18 protein-coding genes are annotated in these 26000 nt (G+C 34.0%); 11 read left to right on the top strand and 7 right to left on the bottom strand.

The genetic code is table 11. The annotated features are described in order from the left end of the window. Positions 1-73: 73 nt before the first annotated feature. From panB to RMR09_RS04805, 5 genes are all read left to right on the top strand, one after another. Positions 74-892 (top strand): 3-methyl-2-oxobutanoate hydroxymethyltransferase, encoded by an 819-nt coding sequence (panB, locus tag RMR09_RS04825; protein ID WP_310594675.1) that lies wholly within the window; start codon positions 74-76, stop codon positions 890-892. A 43-nt stretch (positions 893-935) separates the two neighbouring features. Next, positions 936-1289: a four helix bundle protein gene (locus tag RMR09_RS04820; RefSeq protein ID WP_310594674.1), complete on the top strand. Its 354-nt coding sequence runs from the start codon at positions 936-938 to the stop codon at positions 1287-1289. 41 nt (positions 1290-1330) lie between these two features. Continuing rightward, the gene (locus RMR09_RS04815) at positions 1331-2020 is read left to right on the top strand and encodes an RNA pseudouridine synthase (RefSeq protein WP_310594673.1); all 690 of its coding nucleotides are present in this window, start codon (positions 1331-1333) and stop codon (positions 2018-2020) included. A 71-nt stretch (positions 2021-2091) separates the two neighbouring features. Next, on the top strand, positions 2092-3420 hold the full coding sequence (locus tag RMR09_RS04810) for an aldehyde dehydrogenase (protein WP_310594672.1): 1329 nt from the start codon (positions 2092-2094) through the stop codon (positions 3418-3420). A 68-nt stretch (positions 3421-3488) separates the two neighbouring features. Next, entirely contained in the window at positions 3489-4274 is a 786-nt protein-coding gene (locus RMR09_RS04805) for a hypothetical protein (RefSeq protein ID WP_310594671.1), read from the top strand. Here the strand turns inward: RMR09_RS04805 and RMR09_RS04800 are convergent. Continuing rightward, positions 4271-5806 carry a YifB family Mg chelatase-like AAA ATPase gene (locus RMR09_RS04800; protein ID WP_310594670.1) on the bottom strand — a complete coding sequence of 512 codons (1536 nt, stop codon included), beginning with the start codon at positions 5804-5806 and terminating at the stop codon, positions 4271-4273. The genes RMR09_RS04805 and RMR09_RS04800 overlap by 4 nt on opposite strands. 193 nt (positions 5807-5999) lie before the next feature. Here RMR09_RS04800 and RMR09_RS04795 point away from each other — a divergent pair, with 193 nt between their 5' ends. From RMR09_RS04795 to RMR09_RS04785, 3 genes are all read left to right on the top strand, one after another. After that, positions 6000-8987 (top strand): amidohydrolase family protein, encoded by a 2988-nt coding sequence (locus RMR09_RS04795; RefSeq protein WP_310594669.1) that lies wholly within the window; start codon positions 6000-6002, stop codon positions 8985-8987. A gap of 40 nt (positions 8988-9027) precedes the next feature. Then, positions 9028-10329: an amidohydrolase family protein gene (locus RMR09_RS04790; protein WP_310594668.1), complete on the top strand. Its 1302-nt coding sequence runs from the start codon at positions 9028-9030 to the stop codon at positions 10327-10329. Between the two features lie 257 nt (positions 10330-10586). Next, a complete protein-coding gene (locus tag RMR09_RS04785; RefSeq protein ID WP_310594667.1) occupies positions 10587-11912 on the top strand; it encodes an ammonium transporter in 1326 nt (441 codons plus the stop codon). 114 nt (positions 11913-12026) lie between these two features. Here RMR09_RS04785 and RMR09_RS04780 read toward each other — a convergent pair whose 3' ends face one another. The 3 genes from RMR09_RS04780 to RMR09_RS04770 are packed head-to-tail and all read right to left on the bottom strand — an operon-like array spanning position 12027 to position 16663. Continuing rightward, positions 12027-14039, bottom strand: a complete 2013-nt coding sequence (locus tag RMR09_RS04780) for a cytochrome c biogenesis protein CcdA (RefSeq protein ID WP_310594666.1) — start codon at positions 14037-14039, stop codon at positions 12027-12029. Next, positions 14039-15349: a tRNA lysidine(34) synthetase TilS gene (tilS, locus tag RMR09_RS04775; protein ID WP_310594665.1), complete on the bottom strand. Its 1311-nt coding sequence runs from the start codon at positions 15347-15349 to the stop codon at positions 14039-14041. The genes RMR09_RS04780 and tilS overlap by 1 nt, the downstream gene beginning before the upstream one ends. A gap of 27 nt (positions 15350-15376) precedes the next feature. Beyond that, entirely contained in the window at positions 15377-16663 is a 1287-nt protein-coding gene (locus RMR09_RS04770; protein ID WP_310594664.1) for an anthranilate synthase component I family protein, read from the bottom strand. A gap of 157 nt (positions 16664-16820) precedes the next feature. On the opposite strand from RMR09_RS04770, the gene RMR09_RS04765 reads away from it, so the two are divergent. Continuing rightward, a complete protein-coding gene (locus tag RMR09_RS04765; protein ID WP_310594663.1) occupies positions 16821-17195 on the top strand; it encodes a DoxX family protein in 375 nt (124 codons plus the stop codon). A gap of 118 nt (positions 17196-17313) precedes the next feature. After that, complete coding sequence (locus RMR09_RS04760) at positions 17314-17685, top strand: hypothetical protein (protein WP_310594662.1); 372 nt, start codon at positions 17314-17316, stop codon at positions 17683-17685. A 110-nt stretch (positions 17686-17795) separates the two neighbouring features. Here the strand turns inward: RMR09_RS04760 and lpdA are convergent, their stop codons facing one another. The 3 genes from lpdA to RMR09_RS04745 form a co-directional block, all read right to left on the bottom strand. Continuing rightward, the gene (gene lpdA, locus RMR09_RS04755) at positions 17796-19199 is read right to left on the bottom strand and encodes a dihydrolipoyl dehydrogenase (RefSeq protein WP_310594661.1); all 1404 of its coding nucleotides are present in this window, start codon (positions 19197-19199) and stop codon (positions 17796-17798) included. A gap of 181 nt (positions 19200-19380) precedes the next feature. Continuing rightward, positions 19381-21303, bottom strand: a complete 1923-nt coding sequence (locus RMR09_RS04750) for an amino acid permease (protein WP_310594741.1) — start codon at positions 21301-21303, stop codon at positions 19381-19383. An 80-nt stretch (positions 21304-21383) separates the two neighbouring features. Beyond that, positions 21384-24296 carry an FAD-linked oxidase C-terminal domain-containing protein gene (locus RMR09_RS04745; RefSeq protein ID WP_310594660.1) on the bottom strand — a complete coding sequence of 971 codons (2913 nt, stop codon included), beginning with the start codon at positions 24294-24296 and terminating at the stop codon, positions 21384-21386. Between the two features lie 186 nt (positions 24297-24482). Here RMR09_RS04745 and RMR09_RS04740 point away from each other — a divergent pair, with 186 nt between their 5' ends. After that, positions 24483-25991, top strand: a complete 1509-nt coding sequence (locus RMR09_RS04740; RefSeq protein WP_310594740.1) for a sodium:solute symporter — start codon at positions 24483-24485, stop codon at positions 25989-25991. Positions 25992-26000: the final 9 nt, after the last annotated feature.

Raw genomic sequence — 26000 nt, 5'->3', positions numbered from 1 at the left:
CAATTAATATTAATTTGTCATTTTGAGTTAAAAAAAATCCATTTTGTTACCTTTACACCTTTAAAATAAAACTATGTCAGTCGCAAAGAAAGATTATAAAAGAATAACCACAAAGTCCTTAATTGAAATGAAAGCCAATGGCGAAAAAATTTCAATGTTAACTGCCTATGATTATACTATGGCAAAAATTGTGGACACTGCTGGTGTTGATGTGATTTTAGTAGGTGATTCTGCTTCGAATGTCATGGCGGGACACGAAACTACTTTGCCTATTACTTTGGATCAAATGATTTACCACGCCTCTTCTGTAGTTCGCGCTATTGAACGTGCCTTAGTCGTTGTGGATTTACCTTTTGGGAGTTACCAATCAGACTCAAAAGAAGCCTTGCGTTCTGCTATTCGAATTATGAAAGAAAGTGGTGGACATGCAGTAAAATTAGAAGGAGGAAGCGAAATTAAAGATTCTATCAAAAAAATATTAAACGCAGGAATTCCTGTAATGGGACATTTGGGTTTAACCCCTCAGTCCATCTATAAATTTGGAACGTATACTGTTCGTGCCAAAGAAGATGCCGAGGCAGAACAATTAATTGAAGATGCTAAACTATTAGAAACCTTAGGTTGTTTTGCAATTGTATTGGAAAAAATTCCCGCTCATTTAGCTGAAAAAGTAGCCAAAAGCATTTCGATTCCTGTAATCGGAATTGGCGCTGGTGGAGGTGTTGATGGTCAAGTGTTAGTTATTCACGATATGTTAGGAATGAATAATGAATTTAGCCCTCGTTTCTTAAGACGTTATATGAATTTATATGAAGGAATGACTACTGCAATAAGTCAATATGTTGATGATGTTAAAACATCTGATTTTCCTAATGCTAGCGAGCAATATTAATTTAGATAGTTAGAAAATTCGATAGTTTAGATAGTTAGAAAAAATGCACCAATTCAAAAATTTAGAAATTTGGAAAAGAAGTAGGTACTTTTGTTCTAAAATATATGCTGTGACTTCAAATTTTCCAGATAATGAAAAATTTGGAATTACTAATCAATTACGAAGAGCTTCCGTTTCTATACCATCTAATATTGCAGAAGGTTCCTCAAGAGCATCAAACAAAGAATTTTCTAGATTTCTTGAAATTGCGATTGGTTCAGCTTACGAAATTGAAACTCAATTATTAATTTCAAACGATTTAGAATTTTTAGAATTTGACACCCTGAAAATTCTTTTATATGAGCTAGAAGAAATTATCAAAATGATATCAAAATTTAGATCAACACTAAAAACTTAACTTTCTAATAATCGAAAGCTCTAAAAATCTAAAATATCTAAATGAAAATTGTTTCTAACAAAGATAACCTCCAAATTCTTCATGAAGACAATCATCTAATTGTAGTCAATAAGCGTGTAGGAGATATTGTTCAAGGCGATAAAACAGGCGACAAACCTTTGAGTGAAGTTGTCAAAGAATACATCAAAGAAAAATACAACAAACCCGGAGAAGTATTTTTAGGCGTAGTGCATCGATTAGATCGACCAACTACCGGAATTATAGTGTTTGCCAGAACTAGTAAGGCCCTTTCTCGAATGAATGAACTTTTCAGTAATCGAGAAACTCAAAAAACCTATTGGGCTGTTGTAAAAAACAAACCAAATCCATCCAATGCTAAATTAGTGCATTACCTCAAAAGGAATGAAAAAAACAATACTTCAAAAGCACACCTAAAAGAAGTGCCTGATAGTAAAATAGCCAGTTTGGATTACCAAATTATCAAAGAACTAAACAATTATACTGCTTTAGAAATCAACCTTCACACAGGAAGACATCACCAAATCAGGGCTCAATTATCTGTTATTGGTTCGCCAATAAAAGGCGATTTAAAATACGGTTTTGACCGAAGTAATCCAGATGGAGGAATTCATTTGCACGCGCGAAAACTAACTTTCGTTCATCCCGTTTCAAAAGAAAATATTAGTATTATTGCTCCTACTCCAGACGATGTGATTTGGAATACCATCTAATTTTCAATCTCAAATAACGTTTATTGAATTATATAATTTATATTGCATACTAATTTTAAGTAGCGTTTGATATGAATTACAAAACCGACATTGGTTACCGAAAAGAAATTCTAACTCGTTTGTTAAATACTATCATCACACATGAAGATGAAATAATTAGCGCGCTACAGGATGATTTCAACAAACCGGCTTTTGAAGCAGTGGTTACCGAAACCAGTTATGTAATTTCAGATTTAAAATACACCATAAAAAATATTTCTCGCTGGGCTAAACCCAAAAGAGTTTTTCCCTTTGTTTTAAACATTCCTTCATCAGATTATATCTATAAAGAACCGTATGGAAAAGTATTAGTAATTGCGCCTTGGAATTATCCTTTTCAACTAGCATTATGCCCTGTAATATCAGCTGTTGCAGCTGGAAATCAAGTAGTATTAAAACCTTCAGAATTAACTCCAAGAACTGCTGAAATAATCGAAAAAATAATAGCTAAAACATTCGCTTTTGATCATGTCGAAGTAATTCAGGGCGACGTGCAAGTAGCTACTAACCTATTGGAACAGCGTTGGGATTATATTTTCTTTACAGGAAGTGTTGCTGTGGGTAAAATTATCTCCAAAGCTGCCGCAAAAAACCTAACTCCTGTTACTTTAGAATTAGGAGGTAAAAATCCTTGTATTGTTGACGAATCAGCTAATTTAAAATTGGCTGCCAAAAGAATTGTTTGGGGAAAATTCATCAACGCGGGTCAAACCTGTATTGCTCCTGATTATATTTTGGTTCACAAAAAGAGTAAATCTGATTTCATTCAATATTTAAAAGACGAAATTACTCTAGCTTATGGAGACAATCCAGAAGTTTCTCCTGATTATGCGCGAATTATCAATGCTAAAAATTGGTCACGATTAGTCGGAATGATTGAAGAAACGAAAGTACTTTTTGGTGGCCAATACAATAGCGAAACGAATTACATCTCCCCTACACTTATTGACGAAAGTAATTTAGAAAGTCTAATCATGCAAGAGGAAATTTTTGGTCCTTTACTTCCACTACTTAGTTATGAAGATGAAGCTGAAATCAATACTATAATTGCAAAGTATGAAAAGCCTTTAGCGCTTTATATTTTTAGCGAACGAAAGTCTTTTTGCAATACAATTATCGCATCACATTCTTTTGGTGGAGGTTGTGTGAATGATACTATGGTGCATTTCTCAAACAAACAATTGCCTTTTGGAGGTGTGGGACATAGTGGTATAGGAGCCTATCATGGTAAATTGAGTTTTGATATTTTTTCTCACCACAAAGGAGTAGTTAAAAAAGCGACTTGGATTGACTTACCTCTTCGCTATGCTCCTTATAAAGACAAATTAGCTTCAATCAAAAAAATATTGAATTGGATTTAAAATAATCCAAAAACAGATACATTGAATACTAAAAATAATTAGTTTTAATCCCAAATTAATAATACACAATGGAAACAATCAATCAAAAAATAGAAAACCTAAAGGCAAATGGATACGAATTGAAATTTGAAGATGTATTCAATAAAGCATTTGAAAATTATAAAAAAATTGCTCTTTACGCAGGACTTGCTATTTTAGTATTAGGTTTCCTATTGGTAATCCTAGCATCTATTGGGTTGGTTTCCATTTTTGGTGCCGAACATTTAAATCCTAATTCGATAAAACAGTTTGAGGCTAAGATGGTTCAACCGGAATACATTGGTTATCAATTTATAGTGGTGTTAGTAATCAATATTATTTTTAGTCCTATTAGTGCTGGATTCTTAAAAATGGCCGAATCAGCAAACAAAGATGTTGAATTTAAAATGCGTCAGTTCTTGTATTTTTACAAATGGTCGTATTTCAAAGAATTATTCATAGCTACTTTTATCATTACATTTTTAAGTACAGGAATCGATAGCTTTTTAGCTATATTTAAAATTCCAGTTGTAGGAGGAATGTTATCTTTTGTTATAGGAATCTTTTCGGTATTAAGTACTCCTTTAATTATTTTTGGTAAACAAAAAGCATGGGATGCTATCAAAACGAGTATCAGCTTATCAAGCAAACAATTTATGGTGCTTTTTCTACTTTTAGTAGTAGCCTTTTTTGGTTCTTTAGTTGGTTTAATTGGATTTTGTATTGGAGTCCTATTCACCATTCCTTTTAATATGTCAATGCAATATGCAATTTACGACTCTATTATTGGTATCGAAGAAGATACAATAGAACCTATCGAAATAGAAGAAAACTAACCCAACCAACCATCACGGTCTAAACTTCGATATTGTATGGCTTCGGCAATATGATTGGACAATACATTTTGCGCGTTTTCTAAATCGGCAATGGTTCGTGCTACTTTCAAAATTCGGTCATACGCACGAGCCGAAAGATTCAAACGTTCCATTGCGTTTTTTAATAAGTCTTTTGAGGTATCGTCCAAAGCACAAAATTCACGAATGTGTTTCGTACTCATCTGAGCATTGTAATGCAAATTAGGCATTTCTTCAAATCGAGCAGACTGGATTTCGCGGGCTTGAGTAACTCTTTTTCGAATTTCGACACTACTTTCTGCTTTTCTATCATCCGATAATTTTTCAAAAGGAACAGGAGTCACTTCGATATGAATATCGATTCGATCCAATAATGGTCCAGAAATTTTATTCATATAGCGTTGCATTTCGTGAGGCGAAGAAGTTTGGGGCGCATCTGGATCATTAAAAAAACCACTCGGACTAGGATTCATACTCGCCACCAACATAAAGGACGATGGATAGGTCACTGTAAATTTCGCTCTTGAAATTGTCACTTCCCTATCTTCTAAAGGTTGGCGCATCACTTCGAGAACATCCCGCTTGAACTCGGGCAACTCATCCAAAAAGAGAACACCATTATGTGCCATCGATATCTCTCCTGGCTGAGGGTAACTTCCTCCTCCGACAAGTGCCACATTTGAAATAGTATGATGCGGACTTCTAAACGGACGCTGGTTCATTAACCCTACCTCTTTTAGTTTTCCTGCTACACTATGAATTTTAGTGGTTTCCAAAGCTTCACGCAAAGTCATGGGAGGCAAAATACTTGGCAATCGTTTGGCAAGCATTGTTTTTCCAGCTCCAGGTGGTCCTATTAAAATAATATTATGTCCGCCTGCCGCTGCAATTTCCATACAACGCTTAATACTTTCTTGTCCTTTGACATCCGAAAAATCAAACTCTGGAAATTCCAAGGTTTTATAAAATTCAGCTCTCGTATCTATTTTTGTGGGGGTAATTGTTCCTTTCCCTTCAAAAAAGTCAATCACTTCTTGTAGATTCTCTACACCATATACATCCAAGTCGGCAACAATAGCAGCTTCATTTACATTTTGTTTTGGCAAAAAGAAACCTTTAAACCCTTCTTCTTTCGCTTTAATCGCAATTGGCAAAGCGCCTCTAATGGGTTGTAAACTTCCGTCAAGCGAAAGTTCTCCCATGATGATATACCGATCAATTTCATCACCTTTAATTTGGGAAGACGCTATTAGAATACCGATAGCCAAAGTCAGATCATAGGCAGAACCTTCTTTGCGCAAGTCAGCAGGTGCCATATTAATCGTAATTTTTTTTCCTGGCAAAGCGTAACCATTATTTTTTAAAGCAGCTGCAATTCGATAACTACTTTCCTTAATGGCATTGTCAGGCAAACCTACTAAATGATAGCCAATTCCTTTATCTATATTTACTTCTACAGTGATTGTTGTAGCATCTACTCCAAAAACAGCACTCCCAAAAACTTTTGTCAACATACCATCTAATCTTTTTCTAAAATTAAATAAAAACTACATACAATTTCAAACAAAAAGAGTTATGTTTTAAAATTTACTGATAATTTAAAATTAATACTTACAAACATACTTAATATAACAACTGTTAAAATTGAAAAACTGAACTCTACGAATACTTTTTTTTATACATTTAACAAATATTTAAATTCATGTTATGAAAAAAATACTACTTATTATCTTATTGGCAACACTACTGCCAAAAGCTCAGGCACAAAATTATTTCCCTAATAATGAAGGTGTTCAAAACAGAAATCAAAATTTAACAGCGTTTACCAATGCTAAAATTTATGTTACCCCTACCCAAATAATCAATGATGGAACATTATTGGTTCAAAATGGCAAAGTCATAAATGTTGGCACTAACCTCGTTCTTCCAAAAAATACAATTGTAATAAATCTTGAAGGAAAAACTATTTATCCTTCTTTCATAGATATTTACACAAGCTTTGGAATCGAAAAACCAAAAAGCTTAACTCCGATGTCTCGAGGAGAATTATATGATACAAAACGCGCAGGTTATTATTGGAATGAACATATTCGATCTGAAGTAAATGCTTTTGAGAATTACAAATACGATTCTGCTAAAGCAGAGGAATTCCTAAAAGCTGGATTTGGTGTGGTTGGAACCCATGTTCAAGACGGAATTGCAAGAGGTACAGGAACATTGATAGCCCTGAATAATTTTGAAAAAAGCAAACGCTTATTAGCAGCTAAAATTTCAAATCATTTTGGTTTCACCAAAAGCGCACTAAGCGCACAATCGTACCCTAGTTCATTAATGGGAATGATGGCATTACTTCGCCAAATGTATTTAGATATGGATTGGTATAAAAAAGGAAACTCTGACACTAAAGACATTTCTCTTGATGCCTTGATTGAAAATCAAAATCTAGTTCAATTATTTGCTACTGAAGACAAACTAAATAGTTTAAGAGCTTCAAAAATCGCAAAAGAATTTGGTCTTAATTATGTTTTAAAAGGAAGTGGAAATGAATTTGAACGAATTGAAGAAATCAAAAAAACCAATTCTAAATTTATCATTCCAATTAATTTCCCTGAAGCTTATGATGTTTCTGATCCTAATCAAGCCAATCAAATGGAATTGAAAGATTTTCGTTTTTGGAATCAAGCTCCCACAAACTTAAAAGTATTAGCCGATAATGGTGTAGTTTTTGCCTTAACCACTGATAATTTGAAAAAATTAGAAAATTTCAGAACTAACCTACTCAAAGCAGTCCAATATGGTTTTGATACCACCAAAGCATTGGAAGCTATGACTACAATTCCTGCTGCTATCATAGGTAAAAGCAATGAAATTGGTACTTTAAACAATGGTAGCCAAGCTAATTTCATTATTACATCTGGAGATTATTTCGACAAAAAAACTGTTATCTATGAAAACTGGGTTCAAGGAAATCGATTTGTGGTGAACGACATGACAGCGAAAGATATTCGTGGTTCGTATGATTTAACCATAGAAAATGAAGTTTTAAAATGGAAAATAGGTGGTGAAATAACTAGTCCGAAATCTGAAATTACCAATTCGGAAGGAAAAAAATTAAACTCTAAAATTACTATTGCTAATCAATGGTTAACCGCTGTAATCAAACCTGCTGATTCTATTAAGACAAATTTCATTCGTTTAAGTGCCTTTTTAGATACTAAACCCCAACTGACTGGGAAAGCAATTATTAAAGAAGGTAACGAAGTTATTTGGACTGCAAATAAAACGGCTGAATTTAAACCAGAACCTGATGCAAACAAAGAAGATAAAATAAACCCTGTACAGCCTGTTACTTTTCCAAATGTTCCTTTCGGGAATCAACAAAAATTAACCGCACAGACTTTATTGTTCAAAAATGCAACGATTTGGACAAATGAAAAAGAAGGCATCTTAGAAAATACAGATGTATTAATTAAAGATGGAAAAATTGCTGCCGTTGGTAAAAATTTATCCGATGCAACAGCTACAATAATTGATGCTAAGGGCAAACACTTAACTAGTGGTATTATAGATGAGCATTCACATATTGCAATTTCTAGAGGAGTTAATGAAGGTGGTCATAATTCTAGTGCAGAAGTTACTATTCAAGATGTAGTCAATTCAGAAGACCCTAATATTTATAGAGACTTAGCAGGCGGTGTAACTATTTCACAATTATTGCATGGTTCGGCTAATCCAATTGGAGGACGTTCTGCAATTGTAAAATGGAAATGGGGACTTTCTGTAGAGGAGATGTTATACAAAAACCAACCAAAATTTATCAAATTTGCTTTAGGTGAAAATGTTAAACAATCCAATTGGGGTAACATCAACCCTACTCGTTTCCCTCAAACCAGAATGGGTGTAGAACAAGTATTTACTGATTACTTCCAAAGAGCTAAAGAATATGACTTGGCATGGAAAAAATACAATAGCGCTAAAAAAGGAAAAGCACCTCGAGTAGATTTAGAATTACAAACCCTTGCTGAAATTTTAAACAAAGAGCGTTTCATCACCTGTCACTCTTATGTACAATCTGAAATTTTAATGTTGATGAACGTAGCAGAAAAATTCAATTTTAGAGTCAATACCTTTACACATATATTAGAAGGATATAAAGTAGCTGACAAAATGAAAGAACACGGTGTAGGCGCTTCTACTTTTTCTGATTGGTGGGCTTATAAATTTGAAGTAAATGATGCAATTCCTTTCAATGGACCTATCATGCATAATAAAGGTATTGTTGTAGCTTATAACTCAGATGATGCTGAAATGTCAAGACGTTTAAATCAAGAAGCAGCTAAAGCAGTGAAATATGGTAATATCTCAGAGGAAGAGGCTTGGAAATTTGTGACTTTAAATCCTGCTAAATTGCTTCATATTGATGACAAAGTTGGAAGTATTAAAGTTGGAAAAGATGCTGATGTCGTGCTGTGGAACAATAATCCATTATCTATCTATGCGAAAGCAGAAAAAACAATAATTGAAGGAGTAACTTACTATGATCTTCAAAAAGATGAAGAACAAAGAAAAGCAATTACCAAAGAAAGAAATATACTTATTGGTCAATTATTGGAAGAAAAAAACAAGGGAATGATTACACAAGAACCTAAAAAAGCAGAGCGCAAAGAATATCATTGTGACACGCTGGAATACTAGTAGTAAGATTCTCTTTATTCACAAATTAATTATGATAATTATGATACATAAAAAAATAGTTCTTTTAACATTGGTACTGAGTATATCATTTGTTAGTACAGCACAACAAACACCTGCTCCAAAACAAACAAAATCGATTTTAATCATTAATGCAAAAACACATGTTGGCAATGGAACCGTTATAGAAAACAGTGCGATTGGTTTTAAAAATGGTAAAATTGATGTAGTGACCATTACTAGTAATGTAGCTAAAGGAAATTACGAAACTATCATCGATGCTAAAGGGAAAGAAATCTATCCTGGATTCATAGCACCAAACTCTACTTTAGGTTTAGTAGAAATTGATGCAGTTAAGTCATCCGATGACGAATCCGAAATCGGAACCTTCAACCCACACGTACGAAGTATAATTGCATACACTGCAGATTCTAAAGTGGTAGAAACCGTTAGACCTAATGGAATTCTAATGGCACAGATCACACCTAGAGGAGGTTTGATTTCAGGCACATCCTCTATAGTCCAATTAGATGCTTGGCATTGGAGTGATGCCTTAATCAAAGAAAATGACGGAATACACATGGAATTTCCTTCAAGTTTTAAACGAAGTGGATCTTGGTTTGAACCAGGGACAATTGAACCCAATAAAGACTATACAACCCAAATCCAGGAGGTCAATAATTTTTTCGTTAATGCTAAAGCATATAATTCAACTGCTCCTAAAGAGCGAAATTTAGTTCTCGAATCAACCAAAGGATTGTTTAATGGAGAACAGACATTGTTTATTCATGCAGACGAAGCCAAACAAATGGTAGATGCTATTGAATTAGCTAAAAGTAATGGAATCCTAAAAATTGTTATTGTTGGAGGTTATGAAGCTTATAAAATAGGTGGTTTTCTAAAAACAAATCAAGTAGCTGTTTTATTAAAACGTGTTCACGATATGCCAGAAAATGATGATGACGATGTTGATTTACCTTATAAATTAGCCAAACTACTTACTGATCAAGGAGTAATTGTAGGATTAGAAAATAGTGGAGCACACGAAAGAATGGCTACTAGAAATTTACCTTTCTTAGCCGGAACATGCGCTGCTTATGGTTTAGACAAAGAACAAGCATTGCAACTAATTACTTCAAATACTGCAAAAATACTTGGTATTGACTCATTCTGTGGTACGATTGAAGTTGGCAAAGATGCTACGTTATTCATTTCTGAAGGTGATGCATTAGACATGAGAACTAATAAACTATCAGCTGCTTTTATTCAAGGAAGAGCCATTAGTTTAGAAACTCACCAAACAAAATTAAACGATCGTTATAAAGAAAAATACAATCAAAAATAATTCCTTTTAATTTTCATTAAGTATTAGAGCCAATTACAATGTAATTGGCTTTTTTTATGACACTAAATACCCTAAAATCTTCTTTGAAACCAAAATCTGTATTATCAAATTCAAAATATCCGATAAAAATTACGTTAAACCCTAAAAAATTATAGGTGTAATTTAATTATTTAATAAAAATGCACAATTACCCCCTATTTTTTTATGGGTCAATGTGATATTTTTATACTTTTATCAAAAATTTAAAATTAAAAGTTATGCGTAAAATTGTTTTAAGTGTGATTCTAATCACTGTTTTGGGACTTACTTTTTTCTCAAATTCTTTTGTTGTTGAATCAGCAAAACTAGGAGCTCATATTGTTGAATTAAAATTAGATACTGGAGACACAGCATGGATGATTGTTGCTTCTGCTTTGGTATTGATTATGACTCCTGCATTAGGGTTTTTCTACGGAGGTATGGTAGGAAAGAAAAATGTAATTAGTACGATGTTACAAAGTTTTATGGCTATGGTAATCGTAACTGTATTATGGGTATTAGTTGGATTTGGATTGTGTTTTGGTCCTTCTATAGGAGGAATCATTGGAGATCCTTCCTCTAACATACTCTTTAATGGAGTAAGTGCTAACACTGCTTGGGAATTAGCCCCAACAATCCCATTGCTTTTATTTGCTTTCTTTCAAGCGAAATTTGCCATCATTACACCAGCATTAATTACTGGAGCATTTGCTGAGCGTATTCGTTTTTGGGCTTACTTATTATTTATGGTATTGTTCATATTAGTAATCTACGCACCATTATGTCACATGACTTGGCATCCTGATGGATTATTCTTTAAAATGGGAGTTCTTGACTTTGCTGGAGGTACTGTTGTACACATGAGTGCTGGATGGGCTGCTTTAGCTGGTGCTATCTTCTTAGGAAAAAGAAAAGTTCAAAAAGTAAACCCTGCACGTATTACTTATGTATTATTAGGAACTGGTTTATTATGGTTCGGATGGTTTGGTTTCAATGCAGGATCTGCTGTAGGTGCTAACGGACTTGCTGCACAAGCATTAGGAACTACTACTGTTGCTGCTGCTGCTGCTGCAATGGCTTGGGTATTTTTAGATAAAATTTTAGGTCACAAATTATCTGCAATGGGAGCTTGTATTGGAGCAGTTGTTGGTTTAGTTGCCATCACTCCTGCTGCAGGATTCGTAAGTATTCCTCACGCAATTGCTATTGGTATCATTGCAAGTATAATCAGTAACTTTATGGTAATGAAATTCCCTAAAGGAAAAATTGATGATGCTTTAGATGTATTTGCTTGTCACGGTGTTGGTGGTATGGTAGGTATGCTATTGACTGGTGTTTTTGCTTCAAAAGCTATCAATCCAATTGTAGGTGATAATCAAGGGTTAATTTTTGGTGATGCTACTTTGTTTTTAATTCAATTAAAAGCATTAGTATTGGTATCTATCTTTGCTTTCTCTGCTTCTTATGCTTTATTCTTTATTGTAAACAAAATTACGCCTCTAAGAGTTAGTGAAGACAAAGAAGAATTAGGATTAGACATTACTCAACACGGAGAGTTCTTGTAATATACACTCTATTGATATTTTTTTTAAACACCCTAAAATTTCTTAGGGTGTTTTTTTATATAGAAAAACCGCAAATTATATAATTTGCGGTTTTTAAATATCTGATAATCATTCTTACTTCTTAAATTTTGCTATCCCTTCTTTTAGCCAAACCTCATATTCATCAATACTTACAAAACTTATAGTTGGCTGTTTCAAATTAAGAGAATTCCCTTCTAAATCAGTTAAAACATACAAAGGCTGTGTATTCGTTTTGTATGTAGAAATCATAAAGTCAGTCCATTTATCCCCAATAGTTTCAATACTTTCACCTGTCATTTTAGAAACTAATTGTTCGTTTTTAGGTAAAGCTCTTTTATCATCAACATACAACGAGATTAAAACTACTTGGTTTTTTAAAATTGTCAAAATACGCTCGTCAGACCAAACGTTATTTTCCATTTTTCTACAATTCACACAAGCATGACCCGTAAAATCCAACATAATAGGCTTGTTAACCGTTTTGGCATAAGCCAATCCTTTTTCATAATCATCAAAAACTACAATTTGGTGCGGTCCTAATTTAGCTCCATCAGGCAAAGCTGAAACAGATGCATTAGTAGTAACCGAGCTACCCACTATTCCTAAAGGACTTTCGCTATATTCCATTGGTGGTGGAAAAGCATTGATTAATTGTAAAGGTGCGCCCCATAAACCTGGAATCATATACACAGTAAACGACAACACAACCAATCCCAATGATAATCTACCTACAGAAATGTGCGACATTGGGCTATCGTGTGGTAAGGTAATTTTTCCAAACAAATACAAAGCTAAGGTTCCGAAAATAGCAATCCAAATCGCTAAAAACACTTCTCTTTCTAATAAATGTAATTGTAACACCAAATCAGCATTCGACAAGAATTTAAATGCTAGTGCTAATTCTAAAAAGCCTAAAACTACTTTTACCGTATTCAACCAACCACCTGATTTTGGAAGCGAATTCAACCAACCTGGAAACATAGCAAATAACATAAAAGGCAACGCTAAAGCCAATGAAAATCCTAACATACCCACTATAGGAGCAATCCCTCCCTTAGAAGCGGCCTGTACCAAAAGCGTTCCAACAATTGGACCTGTACATGAAAACGAAACGATTGCCAAAGCCAAAGCCATAAACAAAATTCCTATCATTCCTCCTCTATCGGCTTGACTATCCACTTTATTTGCCCAAGAATTAGGCAACATAATTTCAAAAGCTCCTAAAAACGAAGCTGCAAAAACAACTAATAAAATAAAGAAAATAAGATTGAACCAAACGTTGGTTGAAAGCGCATTGAGTGCATCGGCACCAAAAAGCCAAGTCACTAAAACTCCTAAAAACACATAAATCACAATAATAGCAACTCCATAAAAAATAGCATTTCTAATCCCTGCCGATTTTGTTTTACTTTGTTTAGTAAAAAAGCTTACAGTCATTGGTATCATTGGAAATACACAAGGTGTCAATAAAGCAGCAAATCCTGAGAAAAAAGCAATAATAAAAATAGACAATAATCCTTTTTCTGGAGCAGGAACTGGAGCAGGGTTTGTATCCGATTGGTTTTTATCCGAAACCTCTTTAATATTCAATACTGGAGTAGTTACAGGCTGAGCGGTCACAGTATCTATCAATAACACAGGGGCTTCTTCTTTTGATGAAGAAGGAATGATAAACGTGAAATTCTTCTCCAAATTAATACAAGCCTCTTTACACACTTGATAATTTAAACTCACTTCTACTTTTGCAAGTTTTGGATTGGTTAAATGAATCTCTTGCGTCAATTGAGCTTTCTTTTCAAAAAAAGTTTCGTTGACTTCAAATATATCATTGTACGCCGTTTTTGTTTTACTTTCTTTGGTTTTACCAATCAATTCAAAATTCCCTTTTTGATTTTTAAAAAGCACTTCTAACGGCAAAGAACCGCCTTCAGCTGTGAACTGCGAATACAAATGCCAACCAGTATCAATCATTCCATTGAACGTAAGCACATAGTTTCCATCTGCTTTTTTCTCAATTTGAGTAGTCCATTTAACTGGATTCAACAGCTGTGCATTTCCTTTGGCGAAAGCCAATAATACCACTAGTAAAACAATAATTTTTTTCATTATTCGATAGCTATTTTTAATATAGTTTTTGTTTTAGAATTTATTTTAAATCGTTCATCCTGACGAATACCAATCACCCAAACAATTTGATTGTCAGAACACAACAACCATATGTTTTCCTTGTCAATTAGGGATAACTTTTCATCTTTGAACAATTTACTCACTTTTTTAGATTGTCCATTCATTCCAAAAGGCTGAAAAACATCTCCTTCGTTCCAATGGCGCAATGTCAACGGAAACTGCAGTGTATCTTTATCTACAAATATAGCCGAATTGGATACAGTTCCCATCTCAGTTACATTCGAAAACAATAGATTTAAGGGAAAATTAACTTTGGTTTGGTTTTCTTCAATCAAAAATTCTTTTTCTGCTTTACTTTCTTGTAACGGGCTTAAAATCAAATATTCTCTATCTTTAACCAACCTGAATTGTGGTGCGAAAACTTGTTTACCCGACTGATTGGTAGCCAAATCATAAATATCGTCCCAAGCAGTAAAGCCAAATTCAGTTAACCATTGGTACAAATACGATTTGTAATTCGACAATTTCAACAATTGATTCAAGTCAAAGTAAATTTCATCCCCTTTTTCTTTGGCAACTTGCTGATACACCATAACGGCAGCGTCATCCACTAATTCTTTTGATTCTTGTAAATATCCCTGTGTTTTTTCGAAAGAACTCATGAAATTAGGATTCAGTTCTTTTAAAATCGGAATCAAATGATGACGAATTTTATTTCGCAAGTATTTATCCGAAGCATTGCTACTATCCTCTCTCCATTTTAAGTCTTTTTTCGCAGCATATTCTTCTATTTCTTTTCTTGTAAAAGGAAGTAAAGGACGAATAATCGTATCATTTTGGGCAGGAATTCCATTTAATCCGTCTAACCCCGTTCCTCTTGAAAGATTGATAAAAAAAGTTTCTAGATTATCGTCAGCATGATGTGCTGTCAGAATGTAATCGCCTTCTTGAATTTCAAGTTGCTCGTAAAACCAACTGTAACGCAACTCTCTTGCAGCAAGCTGAGTTGATAATTTATAATCTTTAGCAAAAGTCTCTGTATCAAATTGCGTAAATGACAGCGGAATATTGTTCTGGCTTGTATAGTCTTGAATAAATTGTTGGTCACCAAAACTTTCCAATCCACGCAATTGAAAATTACAATGTAAGACCATTATTTCATAATCCAATTGCTGAAAAAGATGTAACAAAACCATACTATCCAATCCACCGCTAACAGCAAGTAAGAGCTTCTTCCCTTTCAAAAAAGGAAAATGAATAGACAAATGATTTTGAAATTGCTGTAACATGCTCAAAAGTAATTAATTCATAGCAATTTAGCACAATACTTCATGCATCGCTTTGGCCTTAAGCAAACATTCTTCGTATTCTTTTTCAGGATTAGACAGCGAAGTAATAGCACTTCCAACTGAAAACGAGATGTATTTTTTCTCTTGGTTATACAGAATACTTCGAATCACCACGTTGAAATCAAAATTACCTTCTGGAGTAAAATACCCTATGGCACCACTGTACAATCCTCTTTTGGTTTCTTCTAATTCGTCAATAATTTTCATGACCGAAATCTTAGGAGCGCCTGTCATACTTCCCATCGGAAAAGTCATTCGTAATACGTCTATATTTGAATACTTATCATCTAATTTTGAAGTAATTGTGGAGATCATTTGATGTACTTGTTCAAATGAATAAATGACGCACAATTCTTGCACTTGAACCGTTCCTTTTTGGGCTGTTCGAGATAAATCATTACGAACCAAATCAGTAATCATAATATTTTCTGCACGTTCTTTTGGGTCGGAAGCCAAATTTGCTTTTGACTGTTCATCTTCAGTTTTATCCTGAAATCGTTTAGCAGTTCCTTTAATGGGTTGAGAAATTAAATGCTCTCCTTCCTTTCTCAAATACCGTTCAGGAGTAGCCGAAAGCAAATAGTGTTGATTGTTTTTAAAATACACCGCAAAAGGTGTTTGGGATATCGAATTCAGTCTTTCAAATTTTTCTAACGGATTAATGCTACTATTTTCAGCATAAAATTCCATACAAAAATTAGCCTCATAGATATCACCTCGATGCAAATGAGCTAATAGCGCATTCACTTTTTCAATATATTTTTCTTTTGAAATTCGAGGCTGAACACTTACAACCGAACTCTCTTTGGTTTCAATTGGATTACATTTAAGAATCGCATTCCAATCCTCTTCAACCTCATCGTCACACAAATTTAAATAGTGAATCGTGACTTGATCTCCTTTCAATAGAAATAATTTCTTGGGTTGAAAGAAAAACAAATCAGGGAAACCCAATCCATCAAAATTAGTGGATTGCAAGTTCTCACTGTCATTTTTTAAATCATAGGATAAATACCCAAACAACCAATCTTTTGTAGTTTGTTGGTATTGTTGTAAATCCTCAAACGCATTGTGATAATCGGTTTGAATTAGAGTAAAAGCATCTACAGCTAAAATAGCATCGAAACTTGAAAATTCTTGAGGATAATCATTGCTATCCATAAAAACAATCTCACGAAATTGTTGTGACCAATCCAATACTTGCTTTTTAAATACAATAGGATTTTCGATAGTTTTATGAATTAATGTTCTCAATATACTGTGTTTAGGATGTCAAAAATACAACAAAATTCATTGTTAAAAACGGAATATTAACCTAGAATACGGCCATTTTGAAATTATTTAATTGCCGTTTCATTTTGTATTTACAAAATGAGTAATTTTGAAATACTAACCTTAAAACCAAATAATTATGAAAATTGCAACTATTATTGTTCGAGTGCTATTAGGATTGTTTTTATTATTCGCTTCACTTTCTTACTTCTTTAAATTTGGAGAACAACCTACTCCAACTGGAGAAATGGCAGTCGTAATGTCTGGATTTATGGCAACCAAGTATTTATTCCCATTAGCAAAAGTGGTAGAACTACTTTCAGGATTGTCTTATGTTTCAGGTAAATTCATGAAATTATTCAATTTAGTATTACTACCCGTATCGGTAAATATTTTGTTTATCAATGCTTTTTTAGCTCCTGAAAATCTTCCTGTTGCATTAGTATTATTAGTTGGAAATCTATTTCTAATTTACGCACATTGGGATTCCTATAAAGTTTTATTTAGAGACTAGTCATTGTATTAAGACAAATAGTGTGTTTAATTTTTTTATTATTTAAAAAAAAAGATAAGACTGACGTTTGTCAGACTTATGTACAAGTTAGCGGTAATTATAACGAAAGATTTTTCTTATGAATAACATTTTTAAATTCTTAATTTTTATTGTTTTTATTCAGACAAGCTTTGCTCAAAACTTTGATAAAAAACTACTTTCAAAAAAGACAGAATTAAATCTGTCTTTCGAACCAAAAATGCGAGGAATAGAAAGTAATAATGTTGTCTATTACATTGAAAAAGATATTCAAACTTTGTCAGCTTACGAAAACGGAAAATTAAAATGGCAAACAAATATAATTTCAGTTTGTGGTAAACCAAGTGTTGGAAAATCAGAAATAAGAGTTATAAAACCTGAAACATATAAATTATTAATTGTTTTTGGAAAACATAGTTTTGCTGAAGTTGATATTAAAAACGGTAAGACTAAATATCTAGGTGCAGATTAAACAAACTTGTAAAATGACTAAAATTAAATAACGCCAATAAAAAAAATCCCAAACTCTATTAGAATTTGGGATTTTTATCCTTCAACAAGCTCAGGATGACACTATTTGATTTAAACGTGCAACGCTCTATTGTCTGTTGCAGCTAAAGCAGCTTCTTTGATAGCCTCCGCAAAGGTTGGATGCGCGTGTGACATTCTTGAAATATCTTCAGCTGAAGCTCTAAATTCCATAGCCGTAACTGCTTCTGCAATTAAATCGGCTGTTCTTGCTCCAATCATGTGAACACCAAGAACCTCATCTGTTTTAGCATCAGCCAAAATTTTCACGAATCCGTCCAAATCACCACTAGCTCTCGCACGACCTAACGCTTTGAATGGAAAACTTCCTGATTTAAATTCTACTCCAGACGCTTTCAATTGCTCTTCTGTTTGTCCAACAGCTGCAACTTCTGGCCAAGTATAAACTACTCCAGGAATTAAATTATAATCGATATGTGGTTTTTGACCCGCAATAATTTCAGCCACCATAGTTCCTTCTTCTTCCGCTTTGTGAGCCAACATAGCTCCACGAACAACATCTCCAATAGCATAGATGTTTGAAACTGAAGTTTGCAAATGATCATTTACTTCTACTTGTCCTCTATCAGTAATCTTAACTCCTGCTTTGTCTGCATTCAACCCATCAGTGTAAGGACGACGACCCACAGAAACTAACGAATAATCACCTTCTAAAGTGATAATTTCTCCTTTAGCATTCTCTGCTTTAACCGTCACTACATCTCCTGCTCTTTCTACTGATTGCACTTTGTGAGAGGTATAGAATTTCATTCCTTGTTTTTTCAACACTTTAGTCAATTCTTTAGACAACGAACTGTCCATTCCTGGAATGATTCGATCCATGAATTCTACTACAGAAACTTGCGCTCCTAAACGAAGGTATACTTGTCCTAATTCAATCCCTATAACACCTCCACCAATGATAACCAAATGTTTTGGTACTTCTTTCAAAGCCAAAGCTTCTGTAGAAGTGATGATTCTTTCTTTGTCAATTTTGATAAAAGGCAAAGAAGATGGTTTTGAACCCGTAGCAATAATGATATTTTTTCCTTCAATAGTTTCTGAAGTACCATCTGCTTTAGCAATTGCTACATGTGTAGCATCTACAAATGACCCTAAACCATTAAAAACAGTTACTTTGTTTTTGTCCATTAAGTAGTTGATTCCACCCGAAGTTTGATCTACCACCGCTTGTTTACGCGCAATCATTTTTTCTAAATTCACTTTTACATCACCAGAAAGTTCAATTCCGTGTTCAGCGAAATGAGCAATTTCTGAATAATGATGTGAAGAAGACAATAATGCTTTTGAAGGGATACAACCTACATTCAAGCAAGTACCTCCTAAAGTGGAATATTTTTCAATAATGGCTGTTTTAAAACCTAATTGTGCGCAACGAATAGCTGATACATATCCGCCAGGACCAGAACCTATAATGACTACGTCAAATGAACTCATAGTAATAGTATTTATTTTTTTAGTGATGCAAATTTAAGAAATTAAGTTTTGTTTAATGTTCAAAGTTTATGATTTTTTGTTACGAATTGTAACTCTTTTGTGTATCGGAGCCGAATTATTCTTAAAATAAAAACGTTCCGATTACAAATCAGAACGTTTTCATACTATTTCAACTAAAATTCTAGTCTTTCTTTATATTCAACTTACTATTTTTTCGGCTAAAGCCAAAATAAATCACAAGACCTAACAACAACCAAACTGTAAAATAAATCCAATTCCAAACACTCAACTCCGCCATCATGTACAAACAAGAGATCAAACCTAATAATGGAATTAAGGATAAATTTTCTTTGTAAGACCAAAACGCTAATCCAAGTAGGGAAATAATAAAAATCCACATCGGTATTTTGTGCTTGAACAAATCAAATCCGCTTTCGTATTTTATAGTATCTGAAATTGGTAAACGAGCTACGATTGCTTCATATTTTACTTGATCTTCTTGATACTGACTTAACAATGCTTCCACATCATTAGTCGATGGTTTGGATTCTAGTCCAACCAAGTATTGATATACTTTGTTTGTATCTTCTTTATCTAATGTCGTAATAATTGCTTGTGGTGAATTTACTTGAGTTTCATTAGTAAGAAATCCCATAGTGGCTTTGTTATTATAAGTAAATGCAAAAAATAAACCCAGTACTAAAGCTATTGGAAAAATATATTTAGAATTGACGTAGGGCGTTTTAAATTTCCCTCTCGGAATATCCGTTTTGTTTTGTAATACCAAAACACCCGCACATACCAATACGAAGGCAAACAAGGTTCCAATACTACATAAGTCGGTTACCATAGTTAAATTCATAAACAAAGCAGGAATTCCAACTACAAAACCTGTAACTATTGTTGCGTAAGAAGGTGTTTTAAACTTTGGGTGTACTCTAGAGAATTTTTTAGGTAATAATCCGTCTCTACTCATACTCATCCAAATACGAGGTTGTCCCATTTGGAAAACCAATAACACACTCGCCATCGCAATAACTGCACTTACCGCAATAATTCCCGACATCCATTTTAAATCTAATTTTTCAAATACAAAAGCTAATGGATCTCCTACATTTAGTTCGTTATAACTCACCATTCCTGTAAGAACAAGTGCAATTACGATATATAAAATAGTACAAATGATAATAGCCCACATCATACCGCGAGGTAAATCACGTTGTGGGTCTTTACACTCTTCAGCAGTTGTGGAAATCGCATCAAAGCCAATATAAGCAAAAAACACAGCCGAAACGCCTTTTAAAACACCGCTAATTCCATTGGGAGCAAATGGACTCCAGTGCGTAGTGTCAACATAAAAAGAACCCACAGCAATAACCAACAGAATAATACATAATTTAACAATTACCATCAAATTACCTGCATTACGAGATTCTTTCATTCCTCTGTATACCAATGCTGTAATCACAATGATAATCAACATCGCTGGTATATCTGCAACAAAATGAAAACCTCCAATTACTGGACACGAAGTCCAAGCAGTATAAGCATCCTGTAAATTAGAACTCAAATTATCAAAGGATTTTCCACCTTGCATTAAAGCTGTTGCATCCTTAAATCCATTGGACGCCGACAAATAATCCATTTGAATCCATTGCGGGAGTTCTATATTAGCCGTTCGAAGTAATCCTGTGAAATAATCACTCCACGAAATCGCAACAGTTATATTACCAACGGCATATTCCATAATCAAAGCCCACCCTATAATCCAAGCAATGATTTCGCCAAAAGCGACATACGAATACGTATAAGCTGATCCTGAAACAGGAACCATCGAAGCAAACTCAGCATAAGCAAAAGCTGCAAAACTACACGCCAAAGCAGTGAATAAAAACAAGAAAATAACCGCAGGGCCTCCATCGGCACTCGCTTTACCAATCGTACTAAAAATACCTGCCCCAACGATAGCTGCAATACCAAAAGCGGTCAAATCTCTTGCGGTTAAGTGTTTGCCTAAGGCATTGTGTCCGTCACTTTCATTTTGCTCAACTTGTTTCATGATATCATGAATCGTCTTTTTCCTAAACAAACCTTTTAATGCCATAGTATAATTGGTATTCAAATAGTAAACTAAAGTATCTATTATTGTATGCAAACTTAAAATTTCATTTTAAATAAAATCAATTATTTTAAACAAGATTTTAAAATTGTAACAGGATGTTGTGCTTCTCTGCTCGTCCCATCAAATATTTGGTGACGACAACTCGTTCCTGCCGCAGCAATAGCGACATTAGTATCTGTAGCTCTGATTTTTGGAAACAAAGTATCTTCTCCCATTTGCATACTAATTTCATAATGTTCTTCTTCGTATCCAAAAGACCCTGCCATACCACAACAACCTGAATTATAAATGGTAACCGTATTATTTTGAGGTAAATTGAGCATTGCAAAAGTAGCTTCTACTGAACTCAATGACTTTTGATGACAATGTCCGTGAATTTTAATTTCTCTCGCTTTATCAGAAAATTGTTCAGTACGAATTGCGCCTTTTTCAATTTCATTTTTGAAAAATTCTTCGATGGTAAAAACATGTTTTGCTAATTCTTCTGCACCAACTTTGTCATCTGCTAATCGAAGGTATTCATCTCTGAAAGTTAAAATGGCCGATGGCTCTATTCCTATCAAAGGCATTTCAGCCGAAACTAATTCTTTAAAAATATCCACATTGATATTGGCAATAGCTTTGGCTTGTTCCAAAAATCCTTTCGAAATAAAAGCACGTCCACTTTCCTGATGGTCTATGACCAAAACTTGGTAACCCAATTTTGTTAGTAATTCGTAGGTATCAATACCAACTGAAACATCATAAAAATTAGTAAACTCATCGCAAAATAAAAGGACATGACCATTAGGAAATGTTCCTTCTTCTAATTCTTTATGATTCTTATCCAACCATTTTTTAAACGTTTTGGGAGCCAAATGAGGCACTACTCGTTGCGGAGCAATTCCCATTTTCTTTTTTACAAAAGACAAGTTGGCAAACCAATTGGTCAATCTAGGTGTTAAACTCCCTAAATTATTCAACTTAGCATTGTAAGCAAATGTTTTATTTCGATTCGAAAAACCATGTACTTTTTGGTATTGGTATAAAAACTCCGCTTTTAACGATGCCACATCAACATTACTTGGACATTCGCTTGCACAGGCTTTGCAACTGACACACAAATCAAAAACTTGGTATAATTCTTCTTGGTCAAACTTATTTTCCTTATCCGAATCAGTTAAATATTGTCTCAAAGCATTGGCTCTGGCGCGAGTTGTATCTTTCTCATTTCGAGTAGCGCGATAACTTGGACACAAAGTTCCACCTGCCGAAGGTAATTTTCTACAATCTCCTGATCCGTTGCATTTTTCAGCTACTCGCAAAATCCCCATACTATCTGAAAAATCCTGAATAGTTTCAATTTCTGGTTCTACTCTACCCGATTCTACTCTCAAGTTTTCGTCCATTTTAGGTGTATCAGTAATACGTCCTCTATTAAAAATAGCATTCGGATCAAATGCTTTTTTGATGCGTTTCAGCAATTCATAATTACTTTCGCCAATCATATAAGGCAAAAACTCACCACGTACAATTCCGTCTCCGTGTTCTCCACTCAGGGAACCTCTATATTTTTTGACCAAAACAGCTACTTCAGTAGCAATTGTTCGGAAAAGTTTTAAATCTTCTTTCTTTTTTAAATTCAACACTGGACGTAAATGCAATTCGCCAGCCCCCGCGTGAGCGTAATAAATAGCTTCTTGTCCGTACTTTTTCATCATGGCAGCAAATTCAGCAATATAATTAGGCAAATCACTCAATTCAACTGCGGTATCTTCAATAGAATCAGCCGCTTTATCATCGCCTACAATACTTCCTAAAAGTCCTAGACCTGCTTTTCGCAAATCATTAATTTTATCAATGTCTTGTCCATATAATTTAGGCAAAGCATAGCCAAAATTATTTTTTTCTAAATCTGCAATTAAAGCATCCGCTTGTCTTTCGGCTTCCTCTAAAGAATCTGATGCCACTTCTAGCATGATGATCGCTTTAGGATCTCCCTGAATAAAAAAACTGTTTTTAGCCTGCTCTCGGTTGGTTTTAGTACAATTTAAAATGGTATCATCCATCATTTCACAAGTGTACAAATGATGTTTCATTGCTACCATTACCGCTTCCAAACTTTCTTGAATGGTATGAAAATGTGCCGCCACCATAATATTATGTGCAGGAGGTAAATCATCTACTTTCAGGGTAACTTCTGTCGTAAAAGCTAGTGTTCCTTCGCTTCCGCAAAGTAACTTACCTAAATTAATAGTAGTTTCTTTTCCTGAAAACAAATCGGATTTTAATAATAAATCAACCGCGTAACCCGTATTTCTTCGGTGAATTTCAGGTTTTGGAAATTCTTTTACAATTTCGTTTTGTGTTTCTGAATTGGATAGTTCTTCGTAAATGGTTTTGTAAATATTGTTTTCTAATGAATCTCCTTTGGTTTTTTCGATAAATTCAGCTGATGAAAATTCTTTAAAAGATGCTACAGAACCATCACTCAAAATGGCTTTGAGTTCTACAATCTTATCTCTAGTTACACCATAACGAATGGAAGTTGTTCCAGACGAATTATTTCCAACCATTCCGCCAATCATACATCGATTAGATGTAGATGTATTGGGACCAAAAAACAAACCATGTGGTTTTAAAAACAAATTCAATTCATCCCGAATCACTCCTGGTTGAACGGTAACTGTTTTGTTTTCTTTATCAAAAGAAACAATTTTGGTAAAATATTTAGAAACATCTACTATAATTCCGCTACCCACCGTTTGTCCTGCAAGAGATGTTCCAGCGGTTCTTGGCGTTAACGGAATTGCATGTTCATTGGCAAAGCGAACCAAGGTTTGGATGTCGGCCACCGACTTCGGTCTAGCTACGGCAATGGGCTTAATTTGGTACACCGAAGCATCGGTTGAATATATTGTTCTATGCAATTCATCAAAGAAAAGATCTCCTTCTAATGCATCTGATAATTGTTGTAAGGGTAGTATTTGTGACATTGTATTCAAATGTGATTACTGTGAATTCAGTATTGGATGACAAATATAAAAATTCTAGCGTTTTAAATCGAAGAGAATTAGAAGAATGACCCAAAGAGAAGAAAAGTAGTCCTAGCGTATTAAGAATAAAGAAATAATTTAGCATATTTGTCTACAATTAGAATCCATCGTTTCAATCCAAGTACTATGACTCCAAGTATAATTCTACTCATCATTATTATTTATTTTAGTCTATTATTCTACATTTCTCATACGGTGAGTAAAAAAGATAGTGGAAACGATGTGTTTTTTACTGCCAATAAAAACTCTAAGTGGTATTTAGTCGCTTTTGGAATGATTGGTACGGCCCTTTCAGGTGTTACCTTTATTTCAGTTCCCGGCGAGGTGGGTTCGCCTAACGGAGAACAATTCAAATACTTCCAATTTATCATAGGAAACGCGATTGGATTCATCATTGTAGCCAAATTACTTTTACCCCTCTATTACCGTATGAATTTGACTTCAATTTACGGATATATCGAACAACGAATGGGTTTTTATAGTTACCGTACAGCCGCATCTATATTTTTGATTAGTAGAACCATTTCTTCCGCCTTTCGATTGTATTTGGTGGTAATTGTATTGCAACGCTACGTATTTGATTATTACAATATCCCTTTTGCAGCCACTGTATTAATTTCGCTACTATTGATTTTTTCGTACACCTATAAAGGAGGATTAAAAACCATAATTATTACCGATACTTTACAAACTTTCTTCTTAGTAACTTCGGTATTTATGACCATTTATTTCATTTGTAGTAGCCTAGATTTAAGTGTTGTGGGTGCATTCGAAGAAGTAAAAAACAGCAACTATTCCAAAATATTTTTCCTTGATGATTTTATTGGAAGTAAATTCCATTTTGTAAAACAAATTTTAGGAGGAATGTTTGTTACCATCGCTATGGTAGGATTGGATCAAGATTTAATGCAAAAGAATTTAAGTTGTAAGAACATTGGCGAAGCCCAAAAAAACATGTTCAGTTTTACAACTATATTTGTAATTATCAACTTATTTTTCCTAAGTGTAGGAGCTTTGCTTTATATTTTCGCTGCCAAAAATAACATTCAAGTTCCTTTGGATTTAATAACTAACAAACCAAGAACCGATTTGCTTTTCCCAGAAATTGCACTGAATCATTTAGCCCTAATTCCAGCCGTTGTTTTCTTGTTGGGTTTAATTGCGGCTACCTTCGCTACAACCGACTCAGCATTGACGGCATTAACTACTTCTTTTTGTGTGGATTTTTTAGGAATGGACAAAGTGGAAAATAGCCAAAAAGAAAATCTAGTTAGAACCCGTCATAGAGTGCATTTTGCCTTTTCGGGAATTATGTTTTTTATAATTCTACTGTTTAATTCTATCAATGATAGTTCAGTAGTGGGAATGATATTTAGAGTTGCTTCTTATACTTATGGTCCGCTATTAGGGCTATATGCATTTGGCTTATTTATGATGGCAAAGAAAGTAAATGACAAATTAGTACCCTTCATTTGTTTACTATCTCCTGCTCTGACTTTTTTAGTTAATGAAAACTCTGTCAATTGGTTAGGTGGTTATGTTTTTGACAATGAACTTATTATTGTGAATACGCTTATCACTTTTACTGGGCTACTACTGACTAGCAAAACGGTAGAAAACAAATACCATTTTTAAATCCAAGCA

This window comes from Flavobacterium sp. (genome assembly GCF_031537875.1).
In the GTDB taxonomy this organism is placed as follows: domain Bacteria; phylum Bacteroidota; class Bacteroidia; order Flavobacteriales; family Flavobacteriaceae; genus Flavobacterium.
This window is presented reverse-complemented; position numbering and strand designations above follow the sequence as displayed.

Excerpts from the sequence above, each read along its gene's own strand:
- panB (WP_310594675.1), top strand. The coding sequence starts at position 74 with ATGTCAGTCGCAAAGAAAGATTATAAAAGAATAACCACAAAGTCCTTA.
- RMR09_RS04820 (WP_310594674.1), top strand. The coding sequence starts at position 936 with ATGCACCAATTCAAAAATTTAGAAATTTGGAAAAGAAGTAGGTACTTT.
- RMR09_RS04815 (WP_310594673.1), top strand. The coding sequence starts at position 1,331 with ATGAAAATTGTTTCTAACAAAGATAACCTCCAAATTCTTCATGAAGAC.
- RMR09_RS04810 (WP_310594672.1), top strand. The coding sequence starts at position 2,092 with ATGAATTACAAAACCGACATTGGTTACCGAAAAGAAATTCTAACTCGT.
- RMR09_RS04805 (WP_310594671.1), top strand. The coding sequence starts at position 3,489 with ATGGAAACAATCAATCAAAAAATAGAAAACCTAAAGGCAAATGGATAC.
- RMR09_RS04800 (WP_310594670.1), bottom strand. The coding sequence starts at position 5,806 with ATGTTGACAAAAGTTTTTGGGAGTGCTGTTTTTGGAGTAGATGCTACA.
- RMR09_RS04795 (WP_310594669.1), top strand. The coding sequence starts at position 6,000 with ATGAAAAAAATACTACTTATTATCTTATTGGCAACACTACTGCCAAAA.
- RMR09_RS04790 (WP_310594668.1), top strand. The coding sequence starts at position 9,028 with ATGATACATAAAAAAATAGTTCTTTTAACATTGGTACTGAGTATATCA.
- RMR09_RS04785 (WP_310594667.1), top strand. The coding sequence starts at position 10,587 with ATGCGTAAAATTGTTTTAAGTGTGATTCTAATCACTGTTTTGGGACTT.
- RMR09_RS04780 (WP_310594666.1), bottom strand. The coding sequence starts at position 14,039 with ATGAAAAAAATTATTGTTTTACTAGTGGTATTATTGGCTTTCGCCAAA.
- tilS (WP_310594665.1), bottom strand. The coding sequence starts at position 15,349 with ATGTTACAGCAATTTCAAAATCATTTGTCTATTCATTTTCCTTTTTTG.
- RMR09_RS04765 (WP_310594663.1), top strand. The coding sequence starts at position 16,821 with ATGAAAATTGCAACTATTATTGTTCGAGTGCTATTAGGATTGTTTTTA.
- RMR09_RS04760 (WP_310594662.1), top strand. The coding sequence starts at position 17,314 with ATGAATAACATTTTTAAATTCTTAATTTTTATTGTTTTTATTCAGACA.
- lpdA (WP_310594661.1), bottom strand. The coding sequence starts at position 19,199 with ATGAGTTCATTTGACGTAGTCATTATAGGTTCTGGTCCTGGCGGATAT.
- RMR09_RS04750 (WP_310594741.1), bottom strand. The coding sequence starts at position 21,303 with ATGGCATTAAAAGGTTTGTTTAGGAAAAAGACGATTCATGATATCATG.
- RMR09_RS04745 (WP_310594660.1), bottom strand. The coding sequence starts at position 24,296 with ATGTCACAAATACTACCCTTACAACAATTATCAGATGCATTAGAAGGA.
- RMR09_RS04740 (WP_310594740.1), top strand. The coding sequence starts at position 24,483 with ATGACTCCAAGTATAATTCTACTCATCATTATTATTTATTTTAGTCTA.